The 14,804-nt window shown below is 63.7% G+C and carries 15 protein-coding genes; 12 read left to right on the forward strand and 3 right to left on the reverse strand.

Annotated features, from left to right (window positions below):
• Nucleotides 1-141: 141 nt before the first annotated feature.
• From B0G83_RS11625 to B0G83_RS11650, 6 genes are all read left to right on the forward strand, one after another.
• Nucleotides 142-900: a hypothetical protein gene (locus B0G83_RS11625; protein WP_181156818.1), complete on the forward strand. Its 759-nt coding sequence runs from the start codon at nt 142-144 to the stop codon at nt 898-900.
• Between the two features lie 45 nt (nt 901-945).
• Nucleotides 946-2,157 (forward strand): transporter substrate-binding domain-containing protein, encoded by a 1,212-nt coding sequence (locus B0G83_RS11630; RefSeq protein ID WP_105507562.1) that lies wholly within the window; start codon nt 946-948, stop codon nt 2,155-2,157.
• Between the two features lie 265 nt (nt 2,158-2,422).
• The gene (locus B0G83_RS11635) at nt 2,423-3,724 is read left to right on the forward strand and encodes an NAD(P)/FAD-dependent oxidoreductase (protein WP_105507563.1); all 1,302 of its coding nucleotides are present in this window, start codon (nt 2,423-2,425) and stop codon (nt 3,722-3,724) included.
• Nucleotides 3,721-4,566, forward strand: a complete 846-nt coding sequence (locus B0G83_RS11640) for a DUF1365 domain-containing protein (RefSeq protein WP_105507702.1) — start codon at nt 3,721-3,723, stop codon at nt 4,564-4,566. The genes B0G83_RS11635 and B0G83_RS11640 overlap by 4 nt, the downstream gene beginning before the upstream one ends.
• 12 nt (nt 4,567-4,578) lie before the next feature.
• Complete coding sequence (locus tag B0G83_RS11645) at nt 4,579-5,790, forward strand: cyclopropane-fatty-acyl-phospholipid synthase family protein (protein ID WP_105507564.1); 1,212 nt, start codon at nt 4,579-4,581, stop codon at nt 5,788-5,790.
• Between the two features lies 1 nt (nt 5,791).
• Entirely contained in the window at nt 5,792-6,304 is a 513-nt protein-coding gene (locus tag B0G83_RS11650) for a chalcone isomerase family protein (protein ID WP_105507565.1), read from the forward strand.
• Between the two features lie 5 nt (nt 6,305-6,309).
• Here the strand turns inward: B0G83_RS11650 and B0G83_RS11655 are convergent, their stop codons facing one another.
• The 3 genes from B0G83_RS11655 to B0G83_RS11665 form a co-directional block, all read right to left on the reverse strand.
• Nucleotides 6,310-7,389 (reverse strand): alpha/beta hydrolase, encoded by a 1,080-nt coding sequence (locus tag B0G83_RS11655; protein WP_105507566.1) that lies wholly within the window; start codon nt 7,387-7,389, stop codon nt 6,310-6,312.
• Nucleotides 7,390-7,491: 102 nt separating this feature from the next.
• Nucleotides 7,492-8,799 carry an Nramp family divalent metal transporter gene (locus B0G83_RS11660; RefSeq protein ID WP_105507567.1) on the reverse strand — a complete coding sequence of 436 codons (1,308 nt, stop codon included), beginning with the start codon at nt 8,797-8,799 and terminating at the stop codon, nt 7,492-7,494.
• 111 nt (nt 8,800-8,910) lie between these two features.
• The gene (locus B0G83_RS11665) at nt 8,911-9,888 is read right to left on the reverse strand and encodes a ferritin-like domain-containing protein (protein WP_105507568.1); all 978 of its coding nucleotides are present in this window, start codon (nt 9,886-9,888) and stop codon (nt 8,911-8,913) included.
• Between the two features lie 491 nt (nt 9,889-10,379).
• On the opposite strand from B0G83_RS11665, the gene map reads away from it, so the two are divergent.
• The 6 genes from map to B0G83_RS11695 all read left to right on the forward strand — a co-directional run bounded on the left by map (nt 10,380) and on the right by B0G83_RS11695 (nt 14,759).
• On the forward strand, nt 10,380-11,165 hold the full coding sequence (gene map / locus B0G83_RS11670) for a type I methionyl aminopeptidase (RefSeq protein WP_105507569.1): 786 nt from the start codon (nt 10,380-10,382) through the stop codon (nt 11,163-11,165).
• A 196-nt stretch (nt 11,166-11,361) separates the two neighbouring features.
• Complete coding sequence (locus B0G83_RS11675) at nt 11,362-11,895, forward strand: GNAT family N-acetyltransferase (protein ID WP_105507570.1); 534 nt, start codon at nt 11,362-11,364, stop codon at nt 11,893-11,895.
• A gap of 166 nt (nt 11,896-12,061) precedes the next feature.
• Nucleotides 12,062-12,928, forward strand: coding sequence for a septum site-determining protein MinC (gene minC / locus B0G83_RS11680; RefSeq protein WP_105507571.1), 867 nt, complete (start codon nt 12,062-12,064; stop codon nt 12,926-12,928).
• A 116-nt stretch (nt 12,929-13,044) separates the two neighbouring features.
• Nucleotides 13,045-13,860 (forward strand): septum site-determining protein MinD, encoded by an 816-nt coding sequence (gene minD, locus B0G83_RS11685; RefSeq protein ID WP_035552341.1) that lies wholly within the window; start codon nt 13,045-13,047, stop codon nt 13,858-13,860.
• Nucleotides 13,861-13,874: 14 nt separating this feature from the next.
• Nucleotides 13,875-14,144 carry a cell division topological specificity factor MinE gene (gene minE / locus B0G83_RS11690; protein ID WP_035552338.1) on the forward strand — a complete coding sequence of 90 codons (270 nt, stop codon included), beginning with the start codon at nt 13,875-13,877 and terminating at the stop codon, nt 14,142-14,144.
• Between the two features lie 303 nt (nt 14,145-14,447).
• On the forward strand, nt 14,448-14,759 hold the full coding sequence (locus tag B0G83_RS11695) for a YXWGXW repeat-containing protein (protein ID WP_105507572.1): 312 nt from the start codon (nt 14,448-14,450) through the stop codon (nt 14,757-14,759).
• Nucleotides 14,760-14,804: the final 45 nt, after the last annotated feature.

The raw sequence follows: 14,804 nt of genomic DNA on the forward strand, positions 1-14,804 counted from the left end.
CGCGTTTGCCTGCTGAAGTCCAAAAACCCAGCTCGCAACTGCAAAGTAATAAAGCCACACCAGCTTCATCAGCCACGCAGAGGTCCCGTAAGTTTTTTTGCAAATGCAGCTTTGTAAAACAGGCTTCAAAAGGGGATTCACATGTCAGTCGGCAATACGGTCGTTGACGCGACCAAAAGCAGCACGAAGTACAAGCTCATCAAGTGGTCGATTATCGGGTTGTGCATCGCCATCGGCGCGCCGCTCGCCATCCTGCTGGTCAAAGGCCTCGTCGGCCTGATTCTCGCCGCGGTCATCGGTCTCGCCGCGATCAACTTCGGTCCCGTGCTCGCCATGAAGTTCGCGAACCAGAAGGTCAAGATGTTCGTGAACGAGGCGAAATCCAATCCCATAGAAACGCTCTACAACGAACTGGCCGACAAACAGGAAGGCGCCGAGCGCTTCAAGAAAAGCATCACCGATTTCCGTACCGAAGTAAAAAACTTCGAAGACAAAACCGCGCAATTCAAAAAGCAATATCCGGAAGACGCGGCGCGTTTCGAAAACCAGCTGGCGACCATGAAAAAGCTGCTCGCGTTTCGCGAGGGCCGCTATAAACAGGTGCAGGACGAACTCAAGCGTTTCGCCGACGCGATCGATCGCGCCAAGGCACTGTGGGATATGTCGCAGTCCGCGCAACGCATGAACAAGATCGCCGGCATGCAAACCAGCGACACCTTCGCGCAAATCAAAACCGACGCCGCGCTCGATTCGGTCATGAACTCGGTCAACAAGGCGTTTTCCGAAATGGAAACCTCGCTGATGGAAAGCGCCGAAGTGCAGCAGGCGAAGGCCGCCACCGAAATGGGCACGCTCACGCCCCCCGCCCCGCAAATCGGCTCGCCGACGGCGCCGCACTAAGCCCGGCGCACTGCTGCACTCTCCGATAACTCGATTCGACCAAAAATGAAGAAAATTCTGGGTTCGGTTCTATTCCTGATCTTGCTGGCGGCTGGTTGGTACATCCACGAAGGCGGCCTGAAAACCCTCAACTACGGGCAGGGCGGTAACAAAGATTCCACCACGGTGAACGGCATCGACACCGGCAACAACGCGGGCAATAACGCAGGCAACAGCAGCAGCGGCAATAGCAATAACAGCAACAGCGGCGCCACCACGGCCGCGACCCCGCCGGTGGCCAACAATCCGGACGGCTTCGTGCCCAACAAGGACACGCTGAAGTCGATCCTGAGCAACGGTGTGGTGCGCGTCAGCGTCGAGAATCCGTCGCGGCCGTTCTACTCGGAAGACAACGGCAAGCCGCAAGGCTTCAACGTCGACTTCGCCCGCCTGCTGTTCGCGCAGAAAGAGTTCACCTCGGGCGATCACGCGACCATCACCGTCGACACGCACCACGGCGTGGACACGTACCCCGCGGTCCCCGATCAGCTCACGAAAACCGACCAGCAGGGCAACGCGGTTGTCGATGTCGCGATGGACGGCCTGACCTTCCCCGACAACACGCCGAGCGGCGTCGTGTATTCGATTCCGTACGTCGAAGACTTCGGTTATTCGCTGATCGTCGCGCAGGGTTCGCCGGTGCGTTCCGCGGCGGACCTGGCGGGTAAGACGATCGGCGTGCTGCAAGGCGACCCGGACGTGAAGGCGTTCGTGGAGAAAGCCTTCCCGAACAGCAAGATCGTCGAGTTGTCGGATGCGAGCATCGAAGGGCAGCGCTCGTGGATGGCGCACTTCCTCGACGGCCATCAGGTCGACGCGATCGTCTACGACTATCCGTTCGGCGTCGCGGAGATCAAGGGCACCGACCTGAAGTTCGCGGTGACCAAACTCGACGGCTCGAACCTCTCGTACAAGGTCGGCGTGCGCAAGGAAGACAGCGCGCTGCTGATCTATCTGAACTCGGCCATCGCCAAGGTCAAGCAGACGCCGGCGTATCTCGACCTGCTGCGCAAATATTTCATCAGCGATCAGGTGCTGACCACCGCGGCAAGCGGCGGCGAGAAGACCTACGTGGTGCGGTCGGGCGACACGCTGAACGCCATCGCCCTTAGCCAGTTGGGCAGCGGCGCGCGTTATGTGGACGTGCAGAAGCGCAACAACCTGCCAAACCCCAATCTGATCCTGATCGGCCAGCATCTGATCATTCCGCTGCGCTAAAACGCATAAACGCGCGTCGATGCATCGAAGTAGCCTGGTCTCGCCAGCGGTCTCGCGCCGCCCGGCGCGAGACCGACACGCCGAGCCGTGAAATGGGCGCATGCGGGTTACCCCGCTGCGCCCATTTCACATCACAGAATCAGCCCCCTAATTCCGCCCCGCCTGCATCCATTCCGGTCCGCGTTGCGTAAATCCCCTCAAGGACGCGCAACCCCCGCCACATCCCATTCACCAACCGCGCGCCCCCCGATCAGGAGACGCGCCCATGACCCACCCCGCACCGACCACCCCACTACCGCGCGGCTCGCGGGTCGCGGTTATCGGCGGCGGCATTTCGGGCCTCGCCAGCGCTTATTTGCTGGCACGCAACCATCAGGTCACGCTGTTCGAATCGGCCGGCTACGTTGGCGGTCACACCAATACCGTCGACGTCACGCTCGAAGGCCACACGCATCCCGTCGACACCGGCTTTCTGGTGTTCAACGACCGCACCTACCCGAATCTGATCGCGCTATTCGCCGAACTGGGCGTGCAGTCGCACCCGAGCGAAATGACCTTCTCGGTCTCGCTCGATGAAGGCCGCCTCGAATGGGCCGGCACCAATCTGAACACCGTGTTCGCGCAGCGCCGCAACCTGTTCTCACCGAGCTTCATCGGCATGCTGCGCGACATCATGCGTTTTAACGGCAGCGCCCAGCAGAACCTCGAACTGGCGACACAAACGCGCGCCTCGATGGGCGAACTGCTGACGGCCGGCGGCTACGGCGGCGCGTTCCAGCGTCACTATCTGCTGCCGATGGCCGCTGCGATCTGGTCGAGCGCGACCGCGGACATTCTCGCGTTCCCGGCCACCACCTTCCTGCGTTTCTGCCTGAACCATGCGTTGCTGCAGGTGAACCGGCGTCCGCAGTGGCGCACGGTGGTCGGCGGTGGACGTGAATACGTGCGCCGCATTGTCGACACGCTGACCGACGTGCGCATCGACACCGCTGTCCGCGGAGTGCGGCGTGACGCGCAAGGCGTCGACATTTTTACCGACTACAGCACGCAGCGCTTCGACGCGGTGGTGCTCGCCACCCACGCGCCGACCACGCTGCGTTTGCTGGAAGACGCCGACCAGGACGAGCGCGACGTGCTGAGCGCCGTGCGCTATCAGCCGAACGTGGCCGTGCTGCATACCGATACGAGTCTGCTGCCGCGCCGGCAACGCGTCTGGTCGGCTTGGAATTACCTGGGGAACCGCCGGGTGGACGGTACGCATCCGGTGTGCGTCAGCTATCTGGTGAACCAGTTGCAGCCGCTGCCGTTTGGAACGCCACTGGTCGTCACGCTGAATCCCGTGACGCCCCCCGCGCCCGGCACCGAATTGCGCCGCTTCGTCTACGACCATCCGCTGTTCGATCTGGCCGCGATCGATGCGCAGCACCGTCTGCCGCAGTTGCAAGGCAAGCGCCGCACGTGGTTCGCGGGCGCCTGGACGGGTTACGGTTTTCACGAGGACGGTCTGAAGTCGGCGCTGCGCGTTGCCGCCGATTTCGACGCTTCACCCGCATGGGCGAAGCTATGAGTCCCGACCGCGCCAGCGCCGATCCAGCCGCCTGGCTCCTGACCGGGCAGGTGATGCACGAGCGTCTGCGGCCGAAGCCGCATCGCTTCACGTATCCGGTGTTCTACGTGCGTTGCGATCTGGACCGCTTGGGGACGCTCGCGAGCGGCTGGTTCGGCATCGACCGCTGGCGGCCGCTCAGTCTGCACACGCGCGACCACGGTCCGCGCGACGGCAGCGATCTCGCCGTGTGGATGCGCGCGCAACTATCGGCGGCGGGCATCGACGAAGCGGACGGCAAGATCTACCTGCAAGCGTTCCCGCGGGTGTTCGGTTACGCATTCAATCCGGTGAGCTTCTGGTTCTGTCACGACCACGACGGCAATCTGCGCGCGCTACTAGCCGAAGTTCGCAACACCTTCGGCGCGCGTCACAGCTACCTGTTGAGCGCCGAAGGCAACGCGCCGATCACCGCACAGACGCAGCTCATGTGCAGAAAAGTGCTGCACGTGTCGCCGTTTTGCCGCGTGGAAGGTGGTTACACGTTTCGTGTCAGGGAGACGCGGCACCACGCGTCGGTCGCGATCGACTACCGCGACGCCGACGGTTTGCTGATCCGCACCGCGCTGGGTGGCCATCTGCAACCGCTGACGCGCGCCAGCGCGCTCGGCGCATTGCTGCGCCAGCCGCTGCTGACGCTCGGCGTCGTCGCCAGAATTCATTGGCAGGCCGTGCGCCTCGTGCTGAAGAAAGCGCCGTTCCACGGCAAAACTCCCGCGCCGGGGCGCCATGCCGACGCATCCACCGACCCCACCGCAGCGGGCCAACCGTCCACCGCTGCGCGTTCCATTTCGTCCGATTGAGGAGATTCCGCCATGGCGCTTTCCCGAACCCTGAGCGGGCACCAATCCGCCCCCGCGTCAGCCCGTCTGTTTCTGTCCCTGCTCGAACGGATTCAGGTCGGGCATCTGGTGCTGGTCACGCCCGACGGTCAGCCGCGCGTGTTCGGCGATCCGCACGCGGCGCCGGGCGCACGCCTGGAGTTGCGCGATTGGCGCGCGTGCGGTGCGATTCTGCGCAAGGGGGACATCGGTTTCGCCGACGCATGGCGTTCGTTCTGGGTCGATACGCCGGATCTCGCCGCGCTGCTGCGCGTCGCGATTCGCAACGAACGCGCGCTGCAACGCACGGTGTATGGCGGCTGGCTGGCGCAACTCTGGTACGGGTTGCGTCACAAGCTGCGGCCGAATACGCGCTCGGGCAGCCGGCGCAATATTCACGCGCACTACGACATCGGCAACGCGTTTTACGCGCAGTGGCTCGATCCGACTTTCACGTATTCGAGCGCGGTGTTCGACGGCGATTTCCATCAATCGCTCGAAGACGCGCAGCACGCGAAGTATCAACGCATCATCGATACGCTCGGCTTGCGCGCGGGCATGCGGATTCTGGAAATCGGCTGCGGCTGGGGCGGTTTCGCGATGCATGCGGCGCGCCAAGGTATTCACGTACATGGCGTGACGATCTCGCCGGCACAGCTCGAATTTGGTCGCCTGCGCGTGCGCGAGGCCGGTCTCGACGACCGCGTGCAACTCGAACTGCGTGACTACCGGACCCTGACTGGGCAATACGACGGCATCGTCTCGATTGAAATGTTCGAGGCCGTCGGCGAGAAATTCTGGCCGACGTACTTCGGCATGCTGCGTGAGCGTCTGCTGCCCGGCGCGCGCGCGGTGGTGCAAACCATCACGATCGACGACTCGCACTTCGCCCAGTATCGTGCGACCAGCGACTTCATCCGCGAATTCATTTTTCCGGGCGGTATGCTGCCGAGTCCGCAGCGTTTTATCGACGCGGCGCGGCACGGCAAGCTGGTGGCGTCGACGTCGCTGGCATTCGGCCGTGATTATGCCGAGACCTTGCGCCGCTGGCGCGGCGCGTTCGAAGCGCAACTCGATACGATCAGAACGCAAGGCTTCGACGAAATTTTCGTGCGGACCTGGCGGCTGTATCTGGCGTATTGCGAGGCCGGCTTCGACGAAGGGCGTACAGACGTGATGCAGTTCGTGCTCGCCCGGGCGGACTGACATGCGCAAGCTCGCCGTTTTGCTGCTGGTGTTGTGGACCAGCGCGGCCTGCGCCGATTGGCGCGGCGACGTGCAGTCGGCGAAACTCGTCGGCGAAGGGGATTTCACCGTGTTCGGTTTCCGGCTGTACCGCGCGCAACTGTGGAGCGAACGCACGCCGGTCGATTACGACGAGCGCTTCGCGTTGCACATTGTCTATACGCGCGGCATCAAGCGTGAGCGGCTGGCGGAGACGGGCATCGGCGAGATCAAACGTCTGGCCGATGCGCCGATTCCCGCCGAGACATTAGCGCGCTGGCGCGCGGACATGATGCAGGCTTTCGTGGATGTCGCGCCCGGCGATCAGTTGAGCGCGGTCAATCTGCCGGATAAGGGCGTGCGCTTTTATGCGGGCGATCGCATGACGGGGGAGTTCGACGATCCCGCGTTCGCGCGTGCGTTCTTCGGTATCTGGCTCGATCCGTCGACGCGTGCGCCGACCTTGCGCAAGCATTTGCTAGGCATCGGGGAGTAGGGCGCCTAGTCGCCGTGACCTGGCGTGCCGTGTTTCGGACAAGCCGCCGCGACGATCGAGGTTGCAGCCGGCGTCGCCTCGCAGGGCATCTCCTCGGCCCTGGTCCGGCGCCGCATTTGAATCACGTTGCCGGACGACCCGGACGACTGCGAAACCGGTGCCGACGGTGACGCCACATCAGCCGCCCGCGTCGCACCTTCCCGCCGCATCGCCGTCGTCGCCTGGCTGTTGATAAACGCCACGCTATCGTCGAGCACCGGCGCAAAACCCCGCAACGGTCCGGCAATGGCTCCCACCAGCAACGCGTGGCCGACGCGCGGATAGTGCTTGACCTCCACCTCCTTATCCCCCGCCAAACGCAGCTTCGCCGCCAACCGGTCCGTGTTGCCTGGGTCGACGGTCGTGTCGCGCTCGCCGGCGGCGAGGAACATCGGCGGTTCGTCGCCCTGCACGAAGTTGATCGGCTGACTCGCGGCGCGCAACGCACGCGGGAAAATGGCTTCGAGCGTGGCGTCGTGCAGCGGCAGAAAGTCGTACGGACCCGCCAGGCCGATCACGCCGCCGAGGTCGCTTTTGCTCATCTGCTGCGCGGCAAGATAGCGGTCGTCGGTGGCGAGCAGCATCACGATATGCGCACCGGCCGAATGACCCATCAGGAAGATACGCGACGGGTCTCCGCCGAATTCGCCGGCGTGATCGCGTGCCCAGCGCACGGCGCTGGCGGCGTCGTCGACGAAACCGGGGAACGCCGTTTCCGGCCACGTCCGGTAGTCCGGTACCACGGCGACGAAACCGCGCGCCGCCAGTGCCGCGCCGACGAACAGATAGCTGCTGCGCGAGCCGCTTTGCCAGCTGCCGCCATAGAAGAACACGACGATCGGACGGCCGTGCGCGCCGGCCGGCGGCGCGGAGGCGGTGGGTGTGTAGACGTCGAGCTTCTGACGCGGATTGACGCCGTAGGCGATGTCGTCGTCGGCGTGGAAGCTCTTTGGCGAGACGGCGGCGTTGAGCACGCCGGTGGCGCTGCAACCGCCCAGGGCGGCGAGCGCCAGCGCGGCGGTCAGGGTGAGCAGGCGTCGAGGCATGACAGTCGATCCGTTCGAGATGATTCGTTCGAACAATGTACGTGTCTTTCCGCCAACTGGATGCAGCGGCGGATCGCCTCGGACCTTCGGCGTCTCAGCGTTTCACCACGGCGAAACCCCCGCCACCTGCATCAGCAGCACGAGATTCAGCGCCAGCACCGCGATCGTGCCGACCACCGCGGCGATCGTCGTCGAGCGGCGGTTCCGGTAGCGGCCCATCAGGTCGCCGCGCGACGTGAACCACACCAGCGCGATCATCGGCACCGGCAGCGCGATACTCAGCACGACCTGGCTCAACACCAGCGCGCGCGTCGCGTCGACGCCGCACGCCACCACGGCGAACGCCGGCGCCATCGTGATCAAACGCCGCGCCCACACGGGAATGTGAAAGCCCACGAAACCCTGCATGATCATCTGTCCGGCCATCGTGCCGACCACCGAACTCGACACGCCCGAGGCGATCAACGCCGCGAGAAACAGTCCCGCCGCCGCGCCGCCGAGCAGCGGCGTGAGCGTGCGCCACGCGGTTTCGATGCTGGCGATATCCGCGTGCCCCGCATGAAACGCGCTCGACGCCATGATCACCATCGCCATGTTGATGAGTCCCGCGACGCCGAGCGCGACCACCACTTCGATATTCGAAAAGCGCAGCAGTTTGCCGCACTCGTTTTCATTGCGTGGTGTCACGCGGTTCTGCGTGAGTCCGGAATGCAGGAACAGCACGTGCGGCATCACCGTTGCGCCGATGATGCCGACCGAGATCGTCAACGCGTTGCTATCGGGCATGGCCGGCGTGAACGTATGCTTGACGACCGACGGCCAATGCACCGGCGCGATCAGCAATTCGGCGAGATACGACAGCCCGATCACGCCGACGAGCGCCGCGATCGCCAGTTCGAGCGGACGAAAGCCGCGCTTCTCGAACTGCAGCAGCGCGTAGGTGACGGCGGCGGTGATCAGCATGCTCGGGATCATCGGCAGATGCGTGAGCAGCGACACGCCGATCGCGCCGCCGACGAACTCGGCGAGATCGGTCGCCATCGCCGCGATTTCGCTGATGCCCCACATCGCGAGCACATAGCGGCGCGGTAAAGCGGCGCGGCATAACTCGGCGAGATTATTGCCGGTCACGAGCCCTAGTTTGGCGGACAACGACTGGAACAGCATCGCGACGAGGTTCGCCACCGCCACCACCCACAACAGCGTATAGCCGTAACCGGCGCCCGCCTGAATATTGGTCGCGAAGTTGCCGGGGTCCATGTAGGCGATCGACGCCACCACCGCCGGTCCGGCGAACGGCAGCATCGCGCGCAAGCCGCGCCGTCGTCCCGCGAGCGTTTCGCGAATGTCGAAACACGCCTGCTCGGTGAGGGTCTGCGGCGCGGCGGCCTGACTCATCGCTTCGTTCATGACTGCTCCTGTCCGTCGTCAAGCGTTCAAGGCAATACGCAGAAAGGCCGGCCAACGGGTGAGCGCGATCGTCATCGCGGCAGCCCGTTGCCGGTGCAGCAGCGGCTTGCGTCAGGCGCTCATGTTGAGCACGCCGTTCACGCCGTTCGGGAAGAAGCCGCCCTTGGTCGTCACGCCGCTCGTCAGATAGACGATGTTGAGCACGTTGCTGTAGTTGCGGCTGAACGCAAGACCGTTGCTGTCGAGCGGCACGATGTTGGAGGTGCCGGCAGTTGCGCCAGTGATTCCCTGATCGTCGTGGCCGTTGTTGTCGAGACTGTCGCGCGCGGCGGAAATCGCATTGGCGGCCGTGATGAGGCCCGTCATGTTGATCCCTTTCGAGTACAGCACCGTGCGAACCAGTCCGGCGTGATAGGCCTCGGCCGCCAGAATGCCGGCGGCGGCTTCCAGGAAGGTCTTGTTGGTGATCAGCGGCGAAGCGCCTTTATAAGCGGTCACACCCACGTCTTCGAAAATGAACGCGCCGAGCAGGAAGTTGTTGTCGCTCGCATACGGGTTGAACGCGACGCCCGCGCCAACCAGGCCCGCCGCGCGCGCCGCGTTCGAGAATGCCCCGTTCGGATCGGTGCCGCCGATATCGATCGACGGCATCGCCACCGCCGCCGAACCCAACGCGCTGCGCAGGAACGCGACGTGCTCGCGTTCGTCGTTGGCGATCTCGTTGGCGTACGCCTGCACCACCGGATCCTGGAACGGCACCTGCTGGCCGGGAATCACCGTGCCCATCGTACCGACGCCGGCCGTCATGCTGGCCGCCAACCCGGCACCTGTCGTCGCGTACGTATAAAACTGCGATTCGAGGTACTCCAGGTTCAGTGCGAAGTTCAGAATCTCCGGATCGGTGGGTGCGGTCTGTGCCGACACGCTCGAACCCGAACCGCCGCCGCACGCGCTGATCAGCGTGCCGCCGACGAGACCCAGACCCAGGCCACCGGCGTTGCGGAAAAACTGTCTGCGTTGCAGACGCCGCTCGACCCGACGATCAAGTGCATCGATAAGCTCTGCTGATTTGCTGCTGGACTCCGACATGGCTGTGCTCCTCAAATGGTTCGCTGCCTATGCCGCGCACTAGCGACGCAACCACGCGCTCGACTGCTGTTCACGCGTTGCAAGACGCAAAAACGCGGACGCAAAGAGGCCTCCGTTCTTCTGAGAAGAACTAATCGATGCAGGCAGAAGAAGCGAGTCCTCAACCGCCTTTACGGAACGAAACTGCGAGTAGATGCAAACCTCACAAAAGATTTCCTTGTGCGTTTGCAGCATCGCGCGGTGTGTGCCGGGCGATGGGTTTTTCGCGGCGCGTGGCGGCCAGCGCGAAAGCGTCGGAGCGGCAAGTTCGACCCGGTTCGCGGAGGTCGGCACGCGATCCTCTGTACAATTGGCCGATCGATCGCCGGCGTCGGCCGCTTCGCCATGCCGCTTCCGGCAGCAGGGCGGCCACGCCGGTCATGCAGAGCGGGACGCGCGAGCGAGTGGTTGCGCGGCGTCCTTTGAACCATCGAACCCCATCGACTGAATTCATGGCCATTACCTACAAGACTCCCGATGACATCGCCAAATTACGCATTTCCGGCCGCCTCGCGGCCGACGTGCTGGCAATGATCGGCGAGCACGTCAAGGCCGGCGTCTCCACCGAGGAGCTCGACGCGCTGTGCAACGACTACATTGTCAATATCCAGAAGTCGATTCCGGCGAATGTCGGCTATCTGGGTTTTCCGAAGACGGTGTGTACCTCGGTCAACCAGGTGGTGTGCCACGGCATTCCGAATCGCGGCGAAGTGCTGAAAGACGGCGACATCGTCAACATCGACGTCGCCATCATTAAAGACGGTTACTTTGGCGACACGAGCCGCATGTATTGCGTCGGCCAGCCGAGCACGGTAGGCCGCCAGTTGATCGACACGACCTATGAAGCGATGCTCGCCGGCATCCGCGAAGTGAAGCCGGGCGCCACGCTCGGCGACGTCGGTCATGCAATCCAGAAAGTGGCGCAGCGCGACGGCTTTTCGATCGTGCGCGACTATTGCGGGCACGGCATCGGCAAGGTCTATCACGAAGACCCGCAGGTGCTGCACTACGGCCAGCCGGGGCAGGGCGTACGCCTGAAGCCCGGCATGGTCTTCACGATCGAGCCCATGATCAACGCGGGCCGCGCCGGCACCACGGTGTTGCGCGACGGCTGGACGGTGGTCACCAAAGACCGCTCGCTGTCCGCGCAATGGGAGCACATGATCGCCGTCACCGACGAAGGCTACGAGCTGCTCACTCCCTGGCCGGATGGCACCGGCAGTTACGAAGCGCCCTGAGCGCGACCTGAATGTGAGTTGCGCGCTGCATCGATCATGCGCGGGCTGCGCATGCCGGGCGCGTGAATTGCATGCTCGATGTGCGCACATCTCTTATCAAACCTCGCGTGCGGGTCAAATCCGGTCAATAATGATTTGACTCGCACGCCGGTTCGGTTAAAGCTACGCCTTAGGGTTTCAAGGGGTTTTCGTCTGCATGAGTCCGTCATTGACCGTTCGCCGTATCGCCGCTGATCAGGGCGCCGTTTTTCGCGAACTCCGTACCGCGTCGCTGCGGGAGGCGCCGTATGCCTTCGGCGCCACGTTAGAGGACGCGTTGTCGGCCGATGCCGCCAGTTTCGACGCCACCGCCGCCGAGCGCGCGGTGTCGTTTACCGTCGCCACTTTTATTCTCTACACCGAGGGCCATCCCGCCGGGCTGATCGAAGCGCATTTCGACGACAGCGCGGCGCGCCGCGCGTTCGTCTGCGAACTATGGGTGGCGCCGGCCGTGCGTCATCTGCGTGGCGGCGAACTGCTGGTCGACACGGCCGGCAGCTGGCTCGCGAACGAAGGCGCCATGGAAGTCTACGCATGGGTCGCCGACGCCAACCGCAACGCCATGCGCTTTTACGAAGCGCTCGGCTTCGGTCCGACCGGCGAACACCGGCGCGTTCAGCGCGCGCCAGAACAAGCCGAAAGTCTGCTGGTGCGGCACGTGCCGGCCACGTCCCAGGTGTTTCAGCAGTGATCTCGCGAGCGGCGCAGCAGCCTGCCGCTCGATTCCCCTCCGCGTCTGTGCAGCGTTCGTGGCGGTGTCTTCGGCACCATCACCGGTTGCTCCCCGTCGTCACGGCAAAAAAACTGGCCGCGCGCGTGGACGCCTGTAAAATACGCAAAATTTTTTGCCGAACGCTATGTCGCCCAAGAAATCACCCTTTTTCGAACTCCGCAGTGGCTCGGTCGATACGCTCCTGTTCGTGGTCAAGACCACCGACCTCGACGCGATGCGTGCCGAGCTGACCCGGCGCTTCGAGGCGACCCCTGAATTCTTTGCCAACGACGTCGTCGCGATCGACGTGCGCCGCCTCGCCGACACGGAACGCGTGCCGCTCGCCGACATCGCGCAGTTGCTCGACAGCTTGCGGATGCGGCCGGTCGGCGTGGTCTCCAATCCGCACCAGGCATGGGCCGCCGAGTCCGCGCTGCCGTTGCTGGAAGCGCGCGACCGCCGTGGCAGCACCGCTAAATCCGCCGACGAAGAGGCCGCGACCGCCGCGCGGGACACGCCTGACACGCCGGCCGCCGCAGCGCCGAACCATGGCGCCGGCAACGGAAACGCGCAGGCCAGCCTGCTGCCGCCCGACGGTCCCGCCGACGGCACGCCGGCCAGCGCCGCCGCGGTCGAACCCGTGCCCGCCGCCGAGCCGGTGCGTCTCGCCACGTCGTCGCAAACCACGGTGATCGACAAGCCCTTGCGCTCCGGCCAGCGGATCTACGCGAAGGGCGATCTGGTCGTGCTCGGCCTCGTGAGCTACGGCGCCGAAGTGATCGCCGAAGGCAATATCCATATTTACGCACCGCTGCGCGGCCGGGCTCTGGCCGGCGTGCAGGGCAATCACGACGCGCGCATTTTCTGCACGTGTCTCGAACCGGAACTCATCTCGATCGCAGGTATCTATCGAACGACCGAGAACCCGCTGCCGGCCGACGTACACGGCAAGCCGGTGCAGATCTGGCTCGAAGAAGAGAAATTGATGATTGAACCGCTGCGGCTCACGTAACCGGCGCGACGTGCGCGTTGCCCTGAACGAATCGACGGCACGCGGCGCAGCACGGCACGGTAGGGCAAATACGGCCGCACATAATTGACGAATTTGACGAACACAAGGTAAGGGTAATGGCAAAAATCATTGTGGTGACTTCGGGCAAGGGTGGCGTGGGCAAGACGACCACGAGCGCGAGTTTTGCATCGGCCCTCGCATTGCGGGGCAGCAAGACCGCCGTGATCGACTTCGACGTCGGCCTGCGCAACCTCGACCTCATCATGGGCTGTGAGCGCCGGGTGGTGTACGACCTGATCAACGTGATCCAGGGCGAAGCCAATCTGAATCAGGCGCTGATCAAAGACAAGAAGTGCGAGAACCTGTTCATCCTGCCGGCCTCGCAAACGCGCGACAAAGACGCACTGACGCTGGAGGGCGTCGAGAAGATCATCAACGACCTGATCGCGATGGACTTCGAGTACATCGTCTGCGATTCGCCGGCCGGTATCGAATCGGGCGCGCTGCTCGCCATGCACTTCGCCGACGAAGCGCTGATCGTCACCAACCCGGAAGTGTCGTCGGTACGTGACTCGGACCGCATTCTCGGCATTCTGTCGTCGAAGACCAAGCGCGCGATCGAAGGTAAGGATCCGATCAAGGAACACCTGCTGATCACCCGCTACAACCCGAAGCGCGTCAGCGAAGGCGAAATGCTGTCGCTGACCGATATCCAGGAAATTCTGCGAATCGATCTGATCGGCGTGATTCCGGAATCGGAAGCGGTGCTGCACGCATCGAACCAGGGTCTGCCGGCCGTGCATCTCGACGGCACCGACGTGGCCGAAGCCTATAAAGATGTCGTGTCGCGTTTCCTCGGCGAGCAGAAGTCGCTTCGCTTCACCGATTACCAGAAGCCCGGGCTGCTGCAGCGCCTCTTCGGCACCAAGTAAGGGGAGCGCACGTCATGTCGATTCTTTCGTTTTTGCTGGGCGAGAAGAAGAAGTCCGCGTCGGTAGCGAAGGAACGCCTGCAGTTGATCATCGCGCACGAGCGCGCCGGCGGCCACGCGCCCGCCGATTACCTGCCTGCGTTGCAACGCGAACTGGTGGCTGTGATTTCGAAGTACGTGAAGATCTCCGATGACGATATTCGCGTGAGCCTCGAACGCCAGGACGACCTCGAAGTGCTCGAGGTCAAGATCGAGATACCGCAAGCCGGAGCGCCGGCGGCGTAAGCGGTTGTGCGGTTGTTCGTGTCGGTCGACGCGCCGCGTTCGTGTTGCATCAGCATCATGTGACGCGGCGCGCGACCGCCGGCCTGGCCGCACGCGGTTTTTACCGCACCGGTTTTAGCGTTCGCTTTTCATTCCACGCCTTTCGTCCCCCTGTTTTTTCATCCCCCGCTGTTCATTCTCCACTCGGCGAAATAATCCGTAGCATTTCCGTGTGGACCGTTACACGGCCGCCGTCAGCCAGTTCGACCCCTCGCGCATTAAACGGATAACGCCGTATTCGGTGTCCAACAACAGAGGGAAAAAATGAACAAGACCTTTCGTGTGCTGCTTGCCAACACCGTTCTGATTGCCGCCGGCGTCGCCGCCGTGGGATCGGCTTCGGCCGAAGAAGTCGTGGTGATCGCGCCGAACGCGCCGCCGCCCGTGCGTTACGAAGTCGTGCCCGCTGCGCGCGTCGGCTATGTGTGGGATCACGGTCACTGGCGTTGGGACCACGGCCGCTATGTGTGGGCCGCAGGTCACTGGCAAGCCGAACGTGTCGGCTTTCATTGGGTGCCGGGCCACTGGGACGCATTCGGTCCGCATTATCACTGGGTACCGGGCCACTGGGCTTAAGCGCCCCTCTTTAGCTTGACTGGCGCGGCGCGGCTCAAGCCCACT

It is taken from the genome of Paraburkholderia sp. BL21I4N1 (assembly GCF_002973525.1).
Classification (GTDB): domain Bacteria; phylum Pseudomonadota; class Gammaproteobacteria; order Burkholderiales; family Burkholderiaceae; genus Paraburkholderia.

What these genes read in the sequence shown, in the direction of transcription:
- minD (WP_035552341.1), top strand. Translation starts at nt 13,045, where the DNA reads ATGGCAAAAATCATTGTGGTGACTTCGGGCAAGGGTGGCGTGGGCAAG.
- B0G83_RS11640 (WP_105507702.1), top strand. Translation starts at nt 3,721, where the DNA reads ATGAGTCCCGACCGCGCCAGCGCCGATCCAGCCGCCTGGCTCCTGACC.
- map (WP_105507569.1), top strand. Translation starts at nt 10,380, where the DNA reads ATGGCCATTACCTACAAGACTCCCGATGACATCGCCAAATTACGCATT.
- B0G83_RS11625 (WP_181156818.1), top strand. Translation starts at nt 142, where the DNA reads ATGTCAGTCGGCAATACGGTCGTTGACGCGACCAAAAGCAGCACGAAG.
- B0G83_RS11695 (WP_105507572.1), top strand. Translation starts at nt 14,448, where the DNA reads ATGAACAAGACCTTTCGTGTGCTGCTTGCCAACACCGTTCTGATTGCC.
- B0G83_RS11635 (WP_105507563.1), top strand. Translation starts at nt 2,423, where the DNA reads ATGACCCACCCCGCACCGACCACCCCACTACCGCGCGGCTCGCGGGTC.
- B0G83_RS11645 (WP_105507564.1), top strand. Translation starts at nt 4,579, where the DNA reads ATGGCGCTTTCCCGAACCCTGAGCGGGCACCAATCCGCCCCCGCGTCA.
- B0G83_RS11665 (WP_105507568.1), bottom strand. Translation starts at nt 9,888, where the DNA reads ATGTCGGAGTCCAGCAGCAAATCAGCAGAGCTTATCGATGCACTTGAT.
- B0G83_RS11675 (WP_105507570.1), top strand. Translation starts at nt 11,362, where the DNA reads ATGAGTCCGTCATTGACCGTTCGCCGTATCGCCGCTGATCAGGGCGCC.
- B0G83_RS11660 (WP_105507567.1), bottom strand. Translation starts at nt 8,799, where the DNA reads ATGAACGAAGCGATGAGTCAGGCCGCCGCGCCGCAGACCCTCACCGAG.
- B0G83_RS11650 (WP_105507565.1), top strand. Translation starts at nt 5,792, where the DNA reads ATGCGCAAGCTCGCCGTTTTGCTGCTGGTGTTGTGGACCAGCGCGGCC.
- minE (WP_035552338.1), top strand. Translation starts at nt 13,875, where the DNA reads ATGTCGATTCTTTCGTTTTTGCTGGGCGAGAAGAAGAAGTCCGCGTCG.
- minC (WP_105507571.1), top strand. Translation starts at nt 12,062, where the DNA reads ATGTCGCCCAAGAAATCACCCTTTTTCGAACTCCGCAGTGGCTCGGTC.
- B0G83_RS11655 (WP_105507566.1), bottom strand. Translation starts at nt 7,389, where the DNA reads ATGCCTCGACGCCTGCTCACCCTGACCGCCGCGCTGGCGCTCGCCGCC.
- B0G83_RS11630 (WP_105507562.1), top strand. Translation starts at nt 946, where the DNA reads ATGAAGAAAATTCTGGGTTCGGTTCTATTCCTGATCTTGCTGGCGGCT.